This window comes from Streptomyces sp. AV19, from assembly GCF_015999245.1.
GTDB lineage: Bacteria > Actinomycetota > Actinomycetes > Streptomycetales > Streptomycetaceae > Streptomyces.
The window spans coordinates 174,945-192,947 of sequence record NZ_JAEAMR010000018.1 but is presented as its reverse complement, the minus strand read 5'-3'; the positions used below and the strand labels follow the sequence as shown (position 1 = coordinate 192,947).

Genomic DNA, 18,003 nt, shown 5'->3' with positions numbered 1-18,003 from the left:
ACGGACCGGTCCGGCCGGGTTCACTCCCTGACGCGGCGGCGCCGGCATGCCGGGAAGCCCCGGGCGGCCGTCAGCCGTTCGCGGGCCGCCCGCGGCCGCGGCCCGTCAGGAGGCCGCGCAGCCGGTCCACGGCTCCCAGCAGCCGGGTGGCCGGCGCGGAGCGGGGGAGCGCGACGTGCGGACGGGTGGGCAGCCGGGGCCTGCTCCGGCGTACCTTCTCCCCGAGCTCGTCCAGGGTCCGGGCGGGGCACACGGCCTGGAGCCGGGGGAAGAGCCGCTGCTCCTCGTCCAGGAAGTCGTCGGTCACGCGCCCGATCAGGCCGAGGAGCAGCGGGACGAATTCCGGGTCGTCCGGGGCCGTGCGGTCCAGCTCCCGCAGGATCCGCCGGATGTCGCGGTGCGCCGCCGCGCCGCGTTCCGCCCGGTCCGCTCCGTCGGCGACCCGCTCCCGCACGACGGGATACAGGTGCTCCCGCACGGCGACCGCGTGCCGGACGAGTTCGGCGGCCGCCGCGTCGACGAGCTCCTTGCGCGCCGCGCTGCCGGGGGCGGCGGCGCGGATGCCGTCGAACAGCCGGAGGACCGCCCTCTGGCCGGCGGTCAGTTCGCCGATGATGTCCGGTTGGTGGGGCACGACCAGCCCTCCGGTGGTTCGCGGGACCGCCCCGATCCTCGCCCGGCGTGCCGCCGGCGGCCACCGGTCTGCGCCGCTCGGAGCAATCGGCCGGTAGCCCGTCCGCTGCCCGGGTAGGGCAGTGACCTGACGGACGCCGGAACGGGAGAGGAGCGCGGTCGGATGCTGTTCACCAGCCGCAAGGCACGGCTGAGGGCCCGGATCCGGCAGGCGGGGTACACCGGCTACGCGGCGGTGGACCGCCGCGCCCCGGTCTCCGAGGCGGGCAGGGCGCTGCTGCGGAAGGCGTTCCCGGACCACTGGTCGTTCCTGCTGGGCGAGATCACCCTCTACAGCGTCCTGATCCTCGTGCTGACCGGCAGTTACCTGACGCTGTTCTTCGAGCCGGGCATGACGGCGAAGCCGTACGACGGCGCGTACGGGCCGCTGCGGGGGCTGATCGTCACGGACGCCTACGCGTCGACGCTCCGCCTCAGCTTCGAGGTGCGCGGGGGCCTGCTCGTCCGGCAGATGCACCACTGGGCGGCCCTGGTCTTCGTCGCCGCGCTCGGCGTGCACATGCTCAGGGTGTTCTTCACGGGCGCCTTCCGCCGGCCGCGGGAGCTGAACTGGCTGATCGGCGTGACCCTCTTCCTCCTCGCCCTCCTGGAGGGCTTCTGCGGCTACTCCCTGCCGGACGATCTGCTGTCGGGGACGGGGATGCGCACGGCGAACACGATCGTGATGTCGGTCCCGGTCGTCGGCACGTATCTGAGCTTCGCCCTGTGGGGCGGCTCGTTCCCCGGCCACCTGATCATCCCGCGGCTGTACATCGTCCATGTGCTGTTCGTGCCCGGCCTGTTGCTCGCCCTGATCGGGGCGCACCTGGTGATGGTCGTGTACCTCAAGCACACCCAGTGGGCGGGCGGGGCCCGGAGCAATCGCAATGTGGCGGGGCACCCGATGTTCCCGCAGTTCGCGGCGCGGTCGGCCGGGCTGTGCCTGATGGTCTTCGGCGTCGTCGCGGCCCTCGGCGGCCTGGCCCAGATCAACCCGGTCTGGGACTTCGGCCCCTACCGGGCAGATCACGTCTCGACCGGCGCCCAACCCGACTGGTACATGGGCTTCCTGGAGGGCGCCCTGCGGCTGATGCCGCCCTGGGAGACCGACGTGGCGGGCCACACCGTGATGTGGAACGTCCTCCTCCCGGCCCTCGTGCTGCCCGGTCTGATCACCCTCTGCCTGCTCCTCTACCCCTTCTTCGAGCGCTGGGTCACCGGCGACCTGGTCGAGCACCACCTGTGCGACCGCCCCCGCGACCGCCCGACCCGCACCGCCCTGGGCGTCGCCGCCGTCGTCTTCTACGCGGTGCTCCTGCTGGCGGGCGGCAACGACGTGGCCGCCTTCGTCTTCCGCGTCTCCGTCGAGACGCTGACGGAGGCGTTCCGGGTGGCGGTCTTCGCGGGACCCGTCCTCGCCTTCCTGGTCACCAAGCGGTTCTGCCTGGCACTGCAGGCCCGTGACGCCCGGCTGCTCCGCGAGGGCGAGGAGAGCGGCCTGGTCGACCAGGACGTCGACGGCGGCATCGGCGAGGAGCACCGTCCGCTCGACGCCGGACGCCGCCACCGCCTGCTGGTCCGGGACGTGCCGCTGCCGATGGCCCGGCCCGGAGGGCGCGCGCCGCGCCGCCGGCGGCTCCGGGCGGCCCTGAGCGGCTGGTACTACCGCGACCGGGTCGCGATGCCGGCGGACCCGGAGGAGCTGCTCCAGATCACGGGCAGGACGGCGGGACCGCCGCCGCGGGGTGGGGGCGAGTAGCCCGCGCGGTTCCTCACGCCTCCACGTCGGTGTACTGGAAGACCATTCCGAAGATCCCGCCGCCCGTCACACCCAGCCCGATGAGGAACAGCCAGAGCCCGAAGACCACGCCCAGCGACATGAGCGTCATGCCGACGGCCGTGACCGCCGGGTGGGTGCTGTGCGGGGGGAAGAAGTCGAGGCGGCCGGCCCGCTCGGCGATCTCGCCGTCCGGGCGGTCCTCGGGGCGGCCGCCCTTCCTGCGGTGGTTCACCGCGCAGAAGAACGCGATGACCGACGACATGGCGAAGGAGACGGCCAGGGCGGCGGCGCCGGCCGGTTCCCGGGCGAGCCAGATGTACACGGCGTCGGTGACGAGGAAGAACGCGGCCACGCCTGCGAAGAGATATGCCTCCGGCTTCATCGGCCCAACTCCCCGGGGAGACCGGACGGCAGTCGTTCCGGAGCCGCCACCTCGGGATGGTGGAGGTCGAAGGCCGGCGAGTCCGAGCCGATGCGGGGAATCGCCGTGAAGTTGTGGCGCGGTGGCGGACACGAGGTGGCCCATTCCAGGGAACGGCCGTATCCCCAGGGGTCGTCGGCCTCCACACGGGCCCCGTATTTCGCGGTCTTCCAGACGTTGTAGAGGAACGGCAGCGTGGACAGGCCGAGGAGGAAGGAGCCCATGGACGAGACCGTGTTGAGGACGGTGAACCCGTCCGCGGCCAGGTAGTCGGCGTAGCGCCGCGGCATGCCCATCTCGCCGAGCCAGTGCTGGACGAGGAACGTCGCCTGGAAGCCGACGAACAGCGTCCAGAAGTGGACCCGCCCCAGGCGCTCGTCCAGCATCCTGCCGGTCAGCTTGGGCCACCAGAAGTAGAAGCCGCCGAACATGGAGAAGACGATCGTGCCGAACAGCACGTAATGCAGGTGCGCGACGATGAAGTAGGAATCGGTGAGGTGGAAGTCGAGCGGGGGCGAGGCGATGAGGACGCCGCTGAGGCCGCCGAGCAGGAACGTGACGAGGAATCCGATCGCCCAGACCATCGGGGTCTCGAACGACAGGTGGCCCCGCCACATGGTGCCGATCCAGTTGAAGAACTTGACGCCGGTCGGCACGGCGATCAGGAACGACATGAGCGAGAAGAACGGGAGCAGCACCGCCCCCGTCGCGAACATGTGGTGGGCCCATACGGACGCGGAGAGCATCGTGATGGCGATCGTGGCGCCGACCATGCCCGCGTATCCGAAGACGGGTTTGCGGCTGAACACCGGGATGATCTCGGTGACCACGCCGAAGAACGGCAGCGCGACGATGTAGACCTCCGGGTGGCCGAAGAACCAGAACAGGTGCTGCCACAGCAGCGCCCCTCCGGTGGCCGGGTCGTAGATGTGCGCCCCGTACTTGCGGTCCGCCTCCAGGGCGAGCAGGGCCGCGGTCAGGACGGGGAACGCCAGGAGCACCAGGACCGAGGTGAAGAGGACGTTCCAGGTGAAGATGGGCATGCGGAACATCGTCATGCCCGGGGCACGCAGGCACATGATGGTGGCCATGAAGTTGACGGAACCCAGGGTGGTGCTGATGCCCGTGAGCACCAGGCCCATGGTCCACAGGTCCCCGCCCGCGCCGGGGGAGTACTCCGCCCTGCTCAGCGGCGTGTAGGCGAACCAGCCGAAGGAGGCCGCGCCGCCGGGGACGACCAGCCCGGAGACCACCGTCAGGCTGCCGAGGAGGAAGAGCCAGTACGTCAGCGCGTTCAGCCGGGGGAAGGCGACGTCGGGGGCGCCGATCTGCAGCGGCATGATGGCGTTGGCGAAGCCGGTGAAGGTCGGTGTCGCGAACAGCAGCATCATGACGGTGCCGTGCAGGGTGAAGAGCTGGTTGTACTGGGCGGTGCTGACGATCTGCAGTCCGGGCCGGGCGAGTTCCGCCCGCATCAGCAGCGCGAGCACGCCGCCGAGCAGGAAGAACCCGAAGGACGTGGCCAGGTACATGTTGCCGATCGTCTTGTGGTCCGTGGTGGTCACGTAGTCGAGGAGGCGCCGGCCCGCCCGCACGCGCGGATTGCGGGAGGGGTCGTCGAGCGGCGCTCGGTATCGACGTTCGTCCAGCTGCGGCATCTGCGGCATCGCTTCTCCGACGCTGTGGTCCACCGGGGGAGGGGGAGCCGTCCGATCGCGGCGTTCCCTGTGTAGCCGCGTTCCTTCCGGCACAAACCTGCCGTGGTCCTTCCCGGGCGGCCCGGCCCGGCGGTCCGCCGCCGCTTCGTACCGCTCCCTCGTACCGCCGAACGGGCCCGAGCCGTTTCCCGTCGGGCGCGGCGGGCACCCGGGAGCCGTGGCACGCATCGGATACACCATGATGACCGAGCAGGCCGGGCCCCGTGAGCTCGTGGAACACGTCGTGGGCGCCGAGGAGGCCGGCTTCGGCTTCTCCGTGATCCCCGACCACTACTTCCCGTGGCTCGCCTCCCAGGGGCACGCGCCCCACGCGTGGGCGGTCCTGGGCGCGGCCGCGCAGGCCACCTCGCGCATCCCGCTGATGACGTACGTGACCTGCCCGACGACGCGCTACCACCCGGTCGTCGTCGCCCAGCAGGCGGCCACCGTCCAGCTGTTGTCGCAGGGCCGGTTCCGCCTCGGGCTCGGTTCGGGGGAGAACCTCAACGAGCACGTGGTGGGCGGTGGCTGGCCCTCGCCCGTGGTCCGGTTCCGCTGGTTCGGCCTGGGGTGGCAGGTCAACGCCGAGCTGCCGCACGACGGTTCGTTCGCGGCGGCGAGCAGGTCCGTCTCCAAGGACGAGGTCGCGGGCGGCATTCCGTGCGGCGACCGGGTCGAGGACTTCGTCGCGGCCGTCCGTCCGTACGCCGAGGCCGGGTTCGACGAGATCGCCCTCGTCCAGATCGGCGGCGGCCGCCAGGAGCCCTTCCTGAACTGGGCGAGGAACGAACTGCTGCCCGCGCTGCGGGAATTGTGAGCCGCCGTCAGCGGTCCGCCGCCCGCGCCCGTACCTGTCCGGCGGCCTCCGCGTCCAGCGCCACCCGTGTCAACGCCGCCGCGAGGGCCGCCGTGCGGTCGCCGTCCACCAGGCGCGCCAGGTCCTCCGGCCGCTGCGGCAGGCCCAGTTGGGCGGCGCCCTCCAGTGCCTTGCCGTCGATGTACGGGCGGATGCCGGGCCAGACGGCCTGTACCTCGCGCAGGAAGATGCCGGCGCCGGCCGGTCCCAGGCCGGGGATCTCCTGGAGCACCTCGCGCAGCTTGTCCGCGTCGTCGCCGCCCGCCGCCTCGTACATGCGCCGGACGTCGCCACGGTAGCGGCCGAGCAACAGCTCGGCGCCGTCCCCCAGCTGGGTGGCGGTGCGCTCGTCGTAGCGGCGGTAGCCGCCCGCGCCGAGCGCGTCCACCCGCTGCTGCCAAGTGGCCGCGGCCATCGCCTTCGGGCTCTTCAGCCCGGCGTCCGCCAGGCTGCGGGCGGTGGCGACCGCGACCGGGGCGCGGATGCGGGCGCTCAGCAGGCAGGCGAGGACCAGCAGCCGGTACAGGGGCTGCGGGGTGTCGCGCAGCCGGATGCCCGCCTCCTCGGCGTACGTCCGTCCACAGGCCTCCAGCAGGGCCTGTGCTGTGCGGCGGTGCGCGGCCGTGGTCCTCGCCATGACGTCTACTCGCCGACCGGCCGCTGCATCCGCACCCGCAGGAACCGCAGCAGGTCCGCCCCGGTCGGCGTGGCGAGTGCCGCGGTCGCCGGCCGGGCGGGGCGCGGGTCGTCGCCCGACCTGCCCCAGGCGGCGAGCAGACCGTTGATGCCGTCCCCCGGGTAGGCGAAGACCCGCTCGACGCCCCATTCGCGCAGGCGCCGCAGGAGATGGCCGGACACCTTGGCGGACATGGTTCTCCCTTCGCGTTGACCGGCTCGGCGTGATCGGGCGGTACGGGGATCCGGTGCGCGCCGTCGTACGGCTGCGGGTGGCCCGCGTGGGCCCGGGCAAACCCGGTGCGCCGCAGGGACGTCCGGCTCAGTCGCGGCCCAGGGCCCGCTTCAGCTCGTCCTTGTTCATGTGGGAGCGGCCCTCGACGTTCTTCTGCCGCGCCTCGTTGTACAGCTGGTCCCTGGTCGGGCCCTGGGCGCCGGAGTGCGAGCGCTTGCCGCCGCGCCGGGAGGACGACATGTCCTGCGTCGACGTCCGGCTGGCCGTCTTCGACTCGCCCGCGCGGGCCCGCTCCTTGTTGACGGTACGGGCCGCGATCTCCTCGGCGCGTCCGGTGCTCTCGCCGCGGTCGAGCGCGCTCCCCTTGATGTGCTCGTACTGCCGCTCGCGCTTGGGACTCGATCCCCTGGGCATGGCTCTCTCTCCTCCGTACGGGTACTGCGCTCACCGTGACACCGGGGGAGGCCGGTCGCAGGGCGGGCGCCGCCGATCGGGTCAGCCGCCGGCCGCGTCGGACACCCGGCCACCGGACGGAGCGCCCGGCGCACGTCCTCCGCCGGGACGCCGTCAGCCGGTGACCGTCGCCGGAGGCGTGTCGCGCGCCGGGTCCGGGGTAGGCGCGCCGTCACGACACGGAAGGGAGGCACCCGCCATGGGCATGGGAGGGTGCATCGATCTGATCGCCGTGGGCGCCATCCTCACCTTCGCCGTGGACTGGCAGGTCCAGGGCATGAACGTCCGTCTCGTCGGCCTGATCCTGATGGCGGTCGGCTTCATCGGCATGACGGCGTGGGTCAGCGTGTTCAAGCGCCGGCACACCCAACCGCCGCGCCCGGCGGCGCCGGTGATCGAGGAGGATCACCGGTTCACGCGGTGATTGCGGTGACTGTGGTGACTTCGGGGGCAGGGGCGAACCGGGTGTCGCCCTGCCCCGGTACGGGCCGGTTCACGCGGCATGCAGGCAGGTGGTGCAGCTGCAGTTCTCGCAGGTGCACCGGCTGCAGGCGTCCCCACCGCACGCCGGGCACTCGCACTTGCTGTGATTGCAGGTCGAGCATTCGCAGTTGGCACAGGTACAGGTCGCGCACGAGTCACTGCACTCCGAGCACTCGCAGACGGTGCACTCGTCGTAGTGCGTGCCCTCGTCCGTCCGGTGCTCGCGATGGACGTGACCGTCGTGCAGGTAGTCGACGTGGTCCTCGTGCAGGACCGCGTCGTGCCCGCAGTCCGGTCCGTGGGTGTGACTGTGCGACTCCGCGGGCCGATGCCGGGTCATGGTGGTCATGGGAATCCACCTCCGTCCTCACCCCTGATTCCACGCTCCACCCGGCGGATCGTGATCGCATCCCCTGCCGCCGAAGCGTTCCAGCGCTGCGTCGATATCCGGCGGTACCAGCGGCTTGTAGTGGGTCGGCATCACCAGGTACCAGCCCTCCTTGCCGCGGAAGCCGCGGGGCGGCCCGGCGCGGTGCGGATCGGGCCGCAACCGTACGTGCGGCCCGTAGTACTTGCTGTCCCTGCCGCGTACGTGGACGGGGCGGACGGCGATGTCGGTGACCTCGTCCCAGCGGTACGTGACGCCGTGGCGCCCGATCGTGCTGTGGATGCCGTACCGGTCGATGCGCAGCAGCATGCGCTGACGCGGCAGGCACAGGGCGACCAGGTTGAGGAACAGGCCGAGGGCGGGCCACACGAGCAGGATCCCGAGGCCCGCCCAGGTGAACAACTGGCCCTGCAGGGCCGTCCGGATCGCCACCAGCGCACCGGCCGCGCCCACCACCTTCCAGTGCGCGAGCGGGTAGCGGCGTGTCCGGCCGTCCACGATGTAGTGCTCGTCGGTGTCGATCACCTTCCAGCCGCGCAGGGTGTGCATCGGCGGCGCGGTCGCGGGGTCCGGTGTGCGGGGCCTCGCGGTCCTGCCGCGGTCGACGGGCTGGAGGGGGACGTTGCGCGGGGCCGGTACGGGAGCCGCGGCCCCGGGCGGCGTCGTGCCCGCTGTCGTGCCCGCGAGGTGTTCCTGAAGCCGCAGGTGGCGGAACCGGTAGACGCCGCCGTTGCGTTGGAGCAGCCCGGCCGCGTGTCCGTCGCGGAGGAACTCCATCAGGCACCAGGGCACGCGCCCGGCCAGCGCCAGCCAGCCCCGCGCGACGGTCCACAGCGCCCAGGGGCTGAGCAGGACGAGCACGGCGGCGGCACCGGTGAACGCCTGGGCGCCCGCGATCCAGCTGTTGACCCCGTCGCCCTGCGCGATCCGCACCCACAGCAGGTCGCCGAGGCCGACGAGGGGCGCGAGCACGCCGAGGGTCAGCAGGGCCGTGCGCCGTTCGCTCGCCAGCAGCGCGTCCGGGGTCGCCGCGTCCATGGTGTCCGAGGGCGCCGCGAGCACGGTCATGAGGAAACAGGGCAGCACGAAGCCGATCAGCACCCACCAGGTGAACGCGGCGGGATCGTGCGTCCCTTGCACCACCAGCACGAGCAGCACCGCGGGGACGACGAGAACGGCGGCGGCACGCATACCGCGCCGCGCGGAGGCCGCGCGGGACGCGGAGCGCAGCGCGGCGCCCGCCTTCAGCGGATCGGCCCGGCGGCGCGGCTCCCACAACCGGTCGCCGTACCAGGTCATCGCGGCGGTCCTCAGCCCCCACCCCCACAGGACTCCGCCCGCCAGATGCTGCCGGGGGGAATGGACCGGCCGTCCGCCGAAGCCGTCCCGGGCCCAGTCCGTGACGGCCAGGACCGCCTCCCCGCACAGGGCCGCGACGGCGGCGAGCGTCAGCACGGAGAGCGGCCGGAGCCAGGCCAGCTTCGGCAGGTGCCACCAGGCGAACTCCGTGATGCCGCGCCGGGACAGCCGCCGGGCCAGATACCCGAGCCACGTGCGGGCGCGCGCGTGGTTCCACCGGCCCGGGGCGTGCAACCGGTCCGGGTCGTGCGGTGTTTCCGGGAAGGCGGCGGGTATGGCGCCGTCCAGCAGCCGGGCCTCGATCGCGGTACGGGAGGGCAGGCGGGCGCGGTCCGTCAGTTCGGCGGGGTCCGGTCCGGATGCCGCGTACACGCGACGGGTCAGCCAGATCATCAGCGGCGTGGAGAGCGCCTGCGCGAGGGGCCCTTCCGGATGGGCGTTGATCTCCCGCTCGACCGGGTACCAGCGCCGGTCGCCCCCGGTGCGGGTGAGGTGCGCGGCCGCGTCCTCGGGGGTGACCGGCCGGGCGGTGAGCGTGGACGCCGCCGGGAGGGGCCGCTCCAGGCGCGCGTACGCCCCGGTGCGGGCGGCGAGGACGACGCCGAGTCCCGGGCTGCCGAGCGCGGTTTCCAGCTGCGCCATCACGTGGCCGCGGCGGTGCTCGGGCAGTTCGTCGAGGCCGTCGAGGACGGGCAGCACCCGGTACTCGCGGATGAGCCGCTCGGCGGGGTGCGCGCCGTCGACACGCGGCAGCCCCGGGTGGTCCTCGGTGATCCGCGAGGTCAGCCACTCCTTGAAGGGCGTGGTCTCGGCCCGCCACGACTCCGGCGTGAGGAACACGGGCACCGGCAGGTTCCGGTCGCCGGCCCGGTGCCGGGTCAGGTCGCCGAGGTGGCCGTCGGCGAGCGCCAGCACGAGCAGCGCGAGGAACGTGGACTTGCCGGAGCCCGGGTCCCCGAGCACCACCAGGCGGCGGTGCCTGCGGGACAGCAGCGCGGCGACGACGTCCGCGACACGGTCGCTGCCGGCCACCGGCGGGGCGGCGTCGCCGCCCTCACCCCACTCGGCGCGCCACCGCACCGCGAGCGGGGCGCTCGCCTCGCCCAGCTGCCAGGCGCCCACCTCCGCCGACCACTGGGCGCGCACGGCGAGGGCCAGCGCCTCGGCCGCCTCGTCCAGCCGGCCGGGCCGGGGCGGCAGGTTGACCGTGATGTCGCCGTGGACGTACCCGGCCTGGATCAGGTACTCGACGGTGCTGTCGCGGACGACGTTGTACACCGAGCGCGGGCCTTGTTCAGGTGTCCGCTCGCGTTCCGGAGTGCTCCCCATGGTGGGGATTCTCCGCCACTCGCGCCTCGCGCGTCCCGAAACTTCCTTGACTATTAAGGGAGATGACCGGCTTGTGCGGACACCATCAGCCCAGGAGGTTGTCGAGGTGGTAGTCGAGCACGCTCAGGGCCTCGTCGGGAGAACGCTGCCCCAGGGCGACGTCGACGCCCAGGCCCGTGGCCACGGTCCAGCAGATGTCGGCGTCGACGCGGTCGTCGCCGCGTGGGGGCGTGCCGCGTTCCTGCCGTGCGGTGGTGATGAGTCCCGCGGTGAAGTCCTTGAGGTCGTCGTCGCCCGGCCCCAGCACATGGGCCAGGGCCGGGTCCGAGATCGCCTTGCCGATCACCGCGACCGACAGCCGCAGGAGCCGCAGGCTTTCCGGATCGCGGGCGAGCATCGCGCGCAGGCACGCGCGCAGTATCGTCTCCGCGCTCGTCGATCCCGTCGCCTCGGCGGACGCCTCGATCCGGGCGTCGAGCGCCCGCACGGCACGGTGGATCGCGTCGCGGACCATGTCCTCCCGGGTGGAGTAGTAGTGCTGCACCTGCCCCATGGACACCCCGGCCTGCGCCGCGACCTTGCGCAGCGTCACGCTCTCCAGCCCGTCGCGCAGCGTCAGCGTCCAGACGGCTTCGGCCAGGCGGTGCCGGCGTTCCTCATGGTCCACGATCTTCGGCATGCGCTGCTCCTCCATGCAATGCGGTCGCATTGCATCCCTGCCGGGAGCTTAATACCATGCAAGTGCATTGCTGAATGACCAAGAGGGCGCGATGAAGTTCATCCTTCTGCAGATCGTCGGAATGGTCCTGCTGGCTGTCGGCGGTCAGGGCGCGATCCGGCTGCTCGTCGACCACGACAAGGCCGGTCTGCTCAGCCGGCTCCCGGCGGATTCCCGGCCGCCCTCTGCGGCCACATCGCCCTCGTCGTCATCGGCCTCGTCCTCGCCGGCTGGGCGCACGACCGGGCCAAGGCCGGAGGGCACCTCAAGTAGCACCCGCCACGGCACCCGGCGGGTTGCGGGGGTGTGGCCGTGGCAGCGGGGCGCAGGTGATGAGTCCGGGGGCGAGGTGTTCAGACCGCGGTGCCCTCCGGGTAGAACTGTCTGCACCAGGCCCGGTAACGCACCACCGGCCCGTCGCTCTCGGACAGGCTGGGCACGCTCATGTACCGCTTGGTGTTCCAGACCGGGGCGTCACCGCCGTCTTCGGGGAGAACGAATCGCTTGGCGTTCAAGTACAGGGCGACCCGTGAGACGAGGGCGGCCTGCATCCGGCTCAGCGGCCTGCCCGGCCGCCCTTTGACCGAGCACACCAGGCGCAGTTGTACCCGCCACGGGTCCACCGGGGTGCCCAGCACCCACACCCGCAGAGTGAAGCCGCCCGGCAAGGCGATATGGCCCAGGGCATACCCCAGGCCGTGCAGGCTCATGGAGTACACCTGGTTGCTGCTGGAGCGGATACCGGGCAGCCGGATCGAGACGTGGATGTCGGTCAGCCAGGTCTCGCCGTCGCTGCCCACGCCGGAAACGTGGCCCCCCGTCACGATCCGCCGGTGGAGAGTGGTGAAGTGGCCTGTGTCGACGATGTTTTCCAGGATTTCCTGCGGGTGGCCGCAGAATTCCGTCCAGGACTGGACGGGGGGAGACCAGCCGGCGGTGTCCGGTGCGGGGACGGACCAACTCGGTCCACGACCGGCGTGGTGGTGCCACACCAGGATCAGTCCACCCGCTTCCGTGACCGGGAGGACGTCCAGTTTCGCCGTGATGAGATCGGTCCCGTAGGCGATCCCCGTGCACGCCCCTCGACCGTCGTAGCGGAATCCATGGAACGGGCACACCAGGGACCGGCCCTCCACCCGGCCTCCCCGGCCCAAGTGGGCGCCCAAGTGCGGGCAGTACGGGCGTGTGGCGTTCAATTCCCCGTCCGTCGTGCGCCACAGCACGACGTCCTCGCCCGCCAGGCGCCGGGTCAGGACGCCGCCCGGCGGTACTTCCGGCGCCAGACCGAGGCAGTACCAGCCGTCGGGCGCGGGAAGAGGCGCGTGGCCGGGGGCGTAGGCGGGAGAGACCGATGAGTGCTGCGGTTTGATGTACGAGCGGCGCCCGGGCATCAGATGTCCTTCAGCGGAAGTACCTCGGACCAGCGGTTCCACGAGCCCTTGAGGTAGCGGCGCCAGTCGTGACGGCACGAGGCGCACAGCCGGACACCGCCGAACACCTTCTCCTCCCGTGTCCCGCTCACCGCACTGCGGTCGCAGTCCGGGCAGCGGTCGGCGGCGGCCCGGGTCATGCAGTCCACGACGGCGTCGGGCAGCATGTGCCGCACGGGGGACAGCAGTTCCTCCAGCGGGGAGCGGGTCGCTTCCGGCCCGGCCTCCTCCCGGCGATGCCACAGCTTGACGTTCTCACGGGCGTTCCGGACGACTTTGCCGGTCTCCTCCTTGCCGATCATCATGCCGTCCTCCACGTACCGGTACCGGTGCATGAGCAGGTGGACCGCCGGCATCTGGCGTGCCATCGTGACCGCGACGCGGTAGCGACGGTCGCGGTAGGCGTGGGCGTCCAGCGCCCAAGTGGCGTTGCGTGCGACGGTGTACATCTCCTGCCGGAACGCCAGGTCGCCGCCTGCGTAGGCGAAGAGGTTGCAGGGGTCGGCCTCCGCCCGGTGTTTGAAGAAGGCCAGGCCGTCGTACATGACGAACATCATCTCCATGAGCGCCCGGACCTCTTCTTCCGGGAACCACTCGGAAATCCCGTTGGACGCCAGCGCGTAGGCCAGGAAGAACCGTCCCTGACCGTCAGTGTCCCGCATTCGCAGGAAATTCTGTGGGCTGGACCCCAGGCCTTCGATCCAGTATCCGAACAGGTCGCTGTTGCGGTGCGAGGACTTCTCCAGGATGAAGAGCAGGCTCCCCGTGTACTCGCGGGCGAGGTCCGCACGGGGGTCCAGTACGCGGCTCGCGGTCTCCAGCAGGGCGTCGGCCCGCACGCCGAACAGATCCGACCCCGGCCATTTCCCTGTGGTCAGGTCGAGCAGGTCGCCTCGGTACTCCGACAGTACGGAGATCGCCGACAGGGTTCCCAGCGCCTCGTAGGGAACCGGGTCGCGGAACTCGGGGATGACACAGCGCAGGTACTCCCATCCCGTGCGCCTGATCTCCTCCATTTCGTGCTGCGGGATCTGCGGGACACAGAAGGCGGACGGGAAGACGCGGGGGTGGAGCCGTTGCCCCGGGTGTTCTTCGATCACTTTCTGCCACTTTCTGCTCCGGCATCGGTGCGCGCCGACTCGACCAGGAGTGCAACAGCGCGGTGCCCATTGGCAGGCTGTTGTGGGCTATGCCGTGGCGGCGTGTCCCGTGCAGGAGCCGAAGGTCTGGCCACCGGATGCCGATCCTGTGCCGAAGGCATCGTTCAGCACCTTGGCGAATTCGGGCGTGATGGTGAGATCGGTCGTTGCGTCCATGGTGAGTTCGACCGGCAGAGTGGACACCAGCATCGGGTTGAGTTTCGCCGGCAACGGGTAATCCAGGGCGGCCATCCTGACGCCGGACGGATCGGCCGGATGCCTGACGAGATAGGTGAGCCCGCCGGTCGGGGCTTTGGCCTGGCCGCCGGACAGTTCGACGACGTTCCCCTTGCCGTCGCTGAGCGTGAATCCGCTCGTGAGGTTCACTGTGAGGGCCACCGCGTCACTCAACTTCGCCGGGTCCAGCGCCAGGGCAATCGGATCTCCCGCGACATCGACGGTCCCTGTGCCGCCTTCCAGAGTGAAGGACGACGGTGTCCTTCCGGGCACGGTTGCCTGGAAGGTGACGCCCGTCTTCGTCCACGAAACGGGGCATTCGCCGGACACGCTCGGCACGTTGAAGGAGACGGTGTCGGACGCGTAGGCCAGCCGACCCGCGATCAACGTGCCTGTCAGCAGGCCGATTCCCAGCGCTGCCCACCGTATTCGCCGCATGCGAACTCCCTGTGTCCGGGAAGAACGGTCGTCCAGGAGCATTCAGGAGCATTGTCGAGCCGCGGTGCTCGCCCCGCATGCCCCGGACAACCGAGCGGGTGACCGGGCGGCACCAGGCCCGGTGCCGAGCCGGCGGTGCAGCCCGGCGCCCGGCGGTTTCCGCGGCTCGATGGTCCCGCGTGGTTCACGCCGACGCCGGCGGTCTCGCTCAGCCGATCGCGTCGAGCAGCAGCTTCGCGGCCACCGCCGTCCCGTCGGTGCGGATCAGGCCGGCCACGGCCTCCGCCCGAGTGCGGGTCTCGAAGGTGAGGGCCTTCCCGAGCGCGGCCGACAGGGACGCGAAGGTCGGCGCCGGGCCGTCGTGTGCCGCGCCGATGCCCAGTTCGGCCACCCGGCCCGCCCAGTACGGCTGGTCCGTCGCCTGGGGAACCACCACCTGCGGCGCGCCGGCCCGGGTGGCCGTCGCCGTGGTGCCCGCGCCGCCGTGGTGCACGACGGCGGCCACCCGGCCGAACAGCGCCTGGTGGTTGACCTCGCCGACGGTGAAGCAGTCGTCCCGGTCGTCGACCGGGGCCAGGTCGGCCCAGCCGCGCCTGACGAGTACGCGATGGCCCTGCGCCCGGACCGCCTCGACGGCCACCTGGGCGACGTCCGCCGCCGCGTGCATGGGCATGCTGCCGAAGCCCACGTACACCGGTGGCGTGCCGGCGTCCAGGAACGCCAACAACTCGGCGGGGAGCGGGCGTTCGTCCGGCATGATCCACGCGCCGGTCTGCACGACGTCGAAGTCCGGTGTCTCCTGCCACGGGTCCAGGACCGGGTCCGTCGCCAGCCACGGCCGGTCGCCGATGACGTAGTCGCGGACGTCGTCCACCGGGGGCAGGCCGATCGACGCCCGGTTCGTGTTGAGCGCCTCACCGAACAGCACGTTGACGCTCCGGGCGTCCAGGTCCCACAGCACCCGGTTGTCGGTCACCTCCGGCGGGAACGGCCGGCCCGGATACGCCAGCGGCCGGCGGTGCGGCGACGGGAGGGTCAGCTGCTGGAAGGTCACGGACACGGAGCGGATGCCCAGCTTCTCGGCCACCGACAGCGCGCCGGCCGCGGCCGGCATCATGCCGGTCGCCACCAACACGTCACAGTCCTCCGCCGCCGCGATCACCGTCTCGAACTGACCGGCGATCAACTCGGCCGCCCGCTGCGGCAGGGACGAAGGCGGCGGCGCCGACTTCGTCAACTCGCGCGCCGACGGGCCGACCGGCACCAACGGCACGCCGACACCGGCCAGCCGCTGCGCGAACTCCTCGTCCGGCGGCGCGCACACCCGCACCTCCGCACCGAGCGCCCGCAACTGCTCCGCGAGTCCCACCAGCGGTTCGACATCCCCGCGCGACCCGTACGTCGACAACAACACCCGCACTGCGCAACACCCGTTCCCATGGATTCCGGCTTCGGCCGGTGATTCTGCGGCATGACGGGGGGCTTGCCGCAAGCCCCCCGGTGCGCTATACGTTGAGAGTGGAAAGGAGTGGGTGGCCTCCTTTCCCTTTCTTTTTGTTGCCCGTTGTGGACGGACAACGTCCGGAGTTCGCCGCCGCGCCGCACGAGCGCTGCGCCCCTCCGTTCCCGGAGCCGCGCCGCTCGCCCGGGTCGGCACTTTCGGTCACATCGGGGACGGTGCGTTGGCTGGTGGCCGTCGCCGACGCCCGTACGGCATCGCGTGCGAGACCATGACCCGCTGCCTCAACGGCCCGGGCGACGGACGTGCGCCCATCGGAAGTGAACCCTGCGGCGACAGCGATGCCACAGCGGCAATCGTGCGCAGCCGCGCATCTCACCAGGTGGAACCAGTGCCTGGACGGTGACCGGGCGCTCATCTGCCGACTCGTCCAGCACCTGGCCGACCTCACCGCAGGCAGCGACATCCGCTACGGCATGGGCGTCCCCGGTCCTGCCCGGGCTCCGCCGGGCGGATGCGGTCGCCGTGCCGAGCGTCGCGAACGTCCTCCGCCGGGAGCGGAGCCTCCTACCGTGGCACTGCGCGCCTCTCGGAGGAGCCGCAGGGCACGACGGAACGCGCGGACCCCGTCCCCCGGGCGGCCCGGCGGGACCTGTTATTCCGTCGATCTTCGGACAGGTTTCCGGTCTCTCGTCTCCGTGTACGCTCCAGCGCGTGCTGGAGTAACCATAAGTAACCGCTATGCGGGTGGGCGTGACCACGCGGTGTCAGGGCTCCGCGCCCCGCCGCCCGGTCGGCGCCGTGCTGCAGTGACGTGATCGCGGTGTGCGAGGCGGTGGCCGGAAACTGGCGGGTGCGTCGGTGCGGGCTCTCCGCCCGAGTGATCATTCTGCGTCGGCCTGGCTCCGGGGGTGTGGGGGAGAGGCCGGGAGGTCCTGAATTTCCCCGTAACGCGGAGAGGTTGTCCATGCCGGTCGAAGTCGTCTTCTTCAACGTCGGTCAAGGCGATTGCACGTTACTGTGGTTCTACGACAAGCCGGGCGACAAAGTCGGGACGCACGCGGTGCTCATCGACTGCGGTTCGAGCCAGCAGGTCGACTCGTTGAACCCCTTTCAGGGGCACACCGACATGGTCAAGCGGCTCGACAGCAAAATCGGCGACTACATGGCGCGCCTGAAGACCCCGAATGTGCTGGACTGCCTGGTCATCACGCATCCCGACAAGGACCACTTCAACCTCCTTTCGCATGTCCTGCAGGACACACAGCCGTACCGCCTGAAGTACCAGATAGCCCATATCAAGTACGGGCTGACCGTCGGTGACTACAAGGAGGGCAGCCAGAGCTTTGTGCAGGACCTGATCGAGTCCTGGGGGACGTTCTGCGATCGGCACGGGGGCCCAGGTGTGCTGTCGGAGCCCGACCTCGTCACCATGCCCGCGAATCCGGAGACGTTGGTGCGGGGAACACACGGCGCGGAACTGCTCATGGTCGGAGCCGCGGTCGGTGTGAATCCGACGATCAGTAGGAAGTACCCGAAGAAGCCGACGTCGTCGCCGACTCCGGAGGAAAGGGACGAGGCGAAGCGCCGGGAAGGCGCAAAGGAAGCCATCGCCAACGAGTCGAGCCTGGTGACCCTGCTCCAGGGGGACCCCGATGCGAACGGGAACCGGCAGCGGGTTCTGCTGATGGCCGATGCGGTGGAGCTCAACGAGGAATACCTCAGTACGGGCTTCGCGGGAGGCCGGCTCGAGCGGCAGACCAAATTGTGGCTCAAACTGGGCCACCACGGGAGCAAAACCTCCAACACCGACAACTGGCTGAACTACACCACCCCCGACGGGCTGTTCGTCAGTACGGGAGTGCTGGTGTTCTCAGGGGGATCCGGGACGTTTACGAAGAGCAATATCGACGGCCGGCTGCTCAAGACGTGGAGGAAGGTTCTGAAGAACAACAACATACCTCCCGTCCAGGTGAGACCCGGGCAGCAGTGGGGATACGTCGTCCACGACGACTCCAATAAGAACGGCGAATTCATATACACGCCGACGGCCGAGGGGCTGTTCAGCACCATGGCAATGCCGCCGGTCAAGGGCGGACGGACGACCAAGGGCGGGGGCTCGACGGCCAAGGGAGACGCGGCCAACTGGCGTGGCGTCGACTGGCATTTGAAGTTGGACGACCCCAAACCCGGCTCCTACGACATCTGGTACGAGTAGGAAGAGGCCCAGTTCC

The 18,003-nt window shown here is 71.0% G+C and carries 17 protein-coding genes; 4 read left to right on the top strand and 13 right to left on the bottom strand.

The window, feature by feature from the left end; translation table 11 throughout:
* Positions 1-70: 70 nt before the first annotated feature.
* Positions 71-634, bottom strand: coding sequence for a hemerythrin domain-containing protein (locus I5Q34_RS26235; protein WP_277965722.1), 564 nt, complete (start codon positions 632-634; stop codon positions 71-73).
* Between the two features lie 162 nt (positions 635-796).
* Between I5Q34_RS26235 and I5Q34_RS26230 the strand changes: the two genes are divergently transcribed.
* Entirely contained in the window at positions 797-2,431 is a 1,635-nt protein-coding gene (locus I5Q34_RS26230) for a ubiquinol-cytochrome c reductase cytochrome b subunit (RefSeq protein ID WP_199894890.1), read from the top strand.
* A gap of 13 nt (positions 2,432-2,444) precedes the next feature.
* Here the strand turns inward: I5Q34_RS26230 and I5Q34_RS26225 are convergent, their stop codons facing one another.
* Together I5Q34_RS26225 and ctaD are read right to left on the bottom strand one after the other, a co-directional pair.
* Positions 2,445-2,834 carry a cytochrome c oxidase subunit 4 gene (locus I5Q34_RS26225; protein WP_199894889.1) on the bottom strand — a complete coding sequence of 130 codons (390 nt, stop codon included), beginning with the start codon at positions 2,832-2,834 and terminating at the stop codon, positions 2,445-2,447.
* Positions 2,831-4,531: a cytochrome c oxidase subunit I gene (gene ctaD / locus I5Q34_RS26220; RefSeq protein WP_199894931.1), complete on the bottom strand. Its 1,701-nt coding sequence runs from the start codon at positions 4,529-4,531 to the stop codon at positions 2,831-2,833. The genes I5Q34_RS26225 and ctaD overlap by 4 nt, the downstream gene beginning before the upstream one ends.
* A gap of 217 nt (positions 4,532-4,748) precedes the next feature.
* Between ctaD and I5Q34_RS26215 the strand changes: the two genes are divergently transcribed.
* Positions 4,749-5,387, top strand: coding sequence for a TIGR03557 family F420-dependent LLM class oxidoreductase (locus I5Q34_RS26215; protein ID WP_199894888.1), 639 nt, complete (start codon positions 4,749-4,751; stop codon positions 5,385-5,387).
* Between the two features lie 7 nt (positions 5,388-5,394).
* On the opposite strand, the gene I5Q34_RS26210 is transcribed toward I5Q34_RS26215, so the two are convergent.
* The 3 genes from I5Q34_RS26210 to I5Q34_RS26200 all read right to left on the bottom strand — a co-directional run bounded on the left by I5Q34_RS26210 (position 5,395) and on the right by I5Q34_RS26200 (position 6,750).
* Positions 5,395-6,063, bottom strand: a complete 669-nt coding sequence (locus tag I5Q34_RS26210) for an endonuclease (protein WP_199894887.1) — start codon at positions 6,061-6,063, stop codon at positions 5,395-5,397.
* 5 nt (positions 6,064-6,068) lie between these two features.
* Positions 6,069-6,296, bottom strand: a complete 228-nt coding sequence (locus tag I5Q34_RS26205) for a hypothetical protein (protein ID WP_199894937.1) — start codon at positions 6,294-6,296, stop codon at positions 6,069-6,071.
* A 127-nt stretch (positions 6,297-6,423) separates the two neighbouring features.
* On the bottom strand, positions 6,424-6,750 hold the full coding sequence (locus I5Q34_RS26200) for a plasmid stabilization protein (RefSeq protein WP_199894886.1): 327 nt from the start codon (positions 6,748-6,750) through the stop codon (positions 6,424-6,426).
* A 238-nt stretch (positions 6,751-6,988) separates the two neighbouring features.
* On the opposite strand from I5Q34_RS26200, the gene I5Q34_RS26195 reads away from it, so the two are divergent.
* Positions 6,989-7,213: a hypothetical protein gene (locus I5Q34_RS26195; protein ID WP_199894885.1), complete on the top strand. Its 225-nt coding sequence runs from the start codon at positions 6,989-6,991 to the stop codon at positions 7,211-7,213.
* 69 nt (positions 7,214-7,282) lie between these two features.
* Here the strand turns inward: I5Q34_RS26195 and I5Q34_RS26190 are convergent, their stop codons facing one another.
* The 7 genes from I5Q34_RS26190 to I5Q34_RS26160 form a co-directional block, all read right to left on the bottom strand.
* On the bottom strand, positions 7,283-7,621 hold the full coding sequence (locus I5Q34_RS26190) for a hypothetical protein (RefSeq protein WP_199894936.1): 339 nt from the start codon (positions 7,619-7,621) through the stop codon (positions 7,283-7,285).
* A gap of 18 nt (positions 7,622-7,639) precedes the next feature.
* Positions 7,640-10,348 (bottom strand): NACHT domain-containing protein, encoded by a 2,709-nt coding sequence (locus I5Q34_RS26185; RefSeq protein WP_199894884.1) that lies wholly within the window; start codon positions 10,346-10,348, stop codon positions 7,640-7,642.
* 85 nt (positions 10,349-10,433) lie between these two features.
* Positions 10,434-11,027 (bottom strand): TetR/AcrR family transcriptional regulator, encoded by a 594-nt coding sequence (locus I5Q34_RS26180; RefSeq protein ID WP_199894883.1) that lies wholly within the window; start codon positions 11,025-11,027, stop codon positions 10,434-10,436.
* 392 nt (positions 11,028-11,419) lie between these two features.
* Positions 11,420-12,457, bottom strand: a complete 1,038-nt coding sequence (locus I5Q34_RS26175; protein WP_199894882.1) for an aromatic ring-hydroxylating dioxygenase subunit alpha — start codon at positions 12,455-12,457, stop codon at positions 11,420-11,422.
* Positions 12,457-13,596, bottom strand: a complete 1,140-nt coding sequence (locus I5Q34_RS26170; protein WP_199894881.1) for a hypothetical protein — start codon at positions 13,594-13,596, stop codon at positions 12,457-12,459. The genes I5Q34_RS26175 and I5Q34_RS26170 overlap by 1 nt, the downstream gene beginning before the upstream one ends.
* A gap of 87 nt (positions 13,597-13,683) precedes the next feature.
* The gene (locus tag I5Q34_RS26165) at positions 13,684-14,310 is read right to left on the bottom strand and encodes a hypothetical protein (RefSeq protein WP_199894880.1); all 627 of its coding nucleotides are present in this window, start codon (positions 14,308-14,310) and stop codon (positions 13,684-13,686) included.
* A gap of 208 nt (positions 14,311-14,518) precedes the next feature.
* A complete protein-coding gene (locus I5Q34_RS26160) occupies positions 14,519-15,730 on the bottom strand; it encodes a glycosyltransferase (RefSeq protein WP_277965721.1) in 1,212 nt (403 codons plus the stop codon).
* Between the two features lie 1,006 nt (positions 15,731-16,736).
* On the opposite strand from I5Q34_RS26160, the gene I5Q34_RS26155 reads away from it, so the two are divergent.
* Positions 16,737-17,987, top strand: coding sequence for a hypothetical protein (locus tag I5Q34_RS26155; RefSeq protein ID WP_199894879.1), 1,251 nt, complete (start codon positions 16,737-16,739; stop codon positions 17,985-17,987).
* The last annotated feature ends 16 nt before the right edge of the window (positions 17,988-18,003 follow it).

Bases quoted from the DNA above. Each gene is read 5' to 3' on its own strand.
- I5Q34_RS26230 (WP_199894890.1), top strand. From the start codon at position 797: ATGCTGTTCACCAGCCGCAAGGCACGGCTGAGGGCCCGGATCCGGCAG.
- I5Q34_RS26225 (WP_199894889.1), bottom strand. From the start codon at position 2,834: ATGAAGCCGGAGGCATATCTCTTCGCAGGCGTGGCCGCGTTCTTCCTC.
- ctaD (WP_199894931.1), bottom strand. From the start codon at position 4,531: ATGCCGCAGCTGGACGAACGTCGATACCGAGCGCCGCTCGACGACCCC.
- I5Q34_RS26210 (WP_199894887.1), bottom strand. From the start codon at position 6,063: ATGGCGAGGACCACGGCCGCGCACCGCCGCACAGCACAGGCCCTGCTG.
- I5Q34_RS26205 (WP_199894937.1), bottom strand. From the start codon at position 6,296: ATGTCCGCCAAGGTGTCCGGCCATCTCCTGCGGCGCCTGCGCGAATGG.
- I5Q34_RS26200 (WP_199894886.1), bottom strand. From the start codon at position 6,750: ATGCCCAGGGGATCGAGTCCCAAGCGCGAGCGGCAGTACGAGCACATC.
- I5Q34_RS26195 (WP_199894885.1), top strand. From the start codon at position 6,989: ATGGGCATGGGAGGGTGCATCGATCTGATCGCCGTGGGCGCCATCCTC.
- I5Q34_RS26190 (WP_199894936.1), bottom strand. From the start codon at position 7,621: ATGACCACCATGACCCGGCATCGGCCCGCGGAGTCGCACAGTCACACC.
- I5Q34_RS26185 (WP_199894884.1), bottom strand. From the start codon at position 10,348: ATGGGGAGCACTCCGGAACGCGAGCGGACACCTGAACAAGGCCCGCGC.
- I5Q34_RS26180 (WP_199894883.1), bottom strand. From the start codon at position 11,027: ATGCCGAAGATCGTGGACCATGAGGAACGCCGGCACCGCCTGGCCGAA.
- I5Q34_RS26175 (WP_199894882.1), bottom strand. From the start codon at position 12,457: ATGCCCGGGCGCCGCTCGTACATCAAACCGCAGCACTCATCGGTCTCT.
- I5Q34_RS26165 (WP_199894880.1), bottom strand. From the start codon at position 14,310: ATGCGGCGAATACGGTGGGCAGCGCTGGGAATCGGCCTGCTGACAGGC.
- I5Q34_RS26155 (WP_199894879.1), top strand. From the start codon at position 16,737: ATGCCGGTCGAAGTCGTCTTCTTCAACGTCGGTCAAGGCGATTGCACG.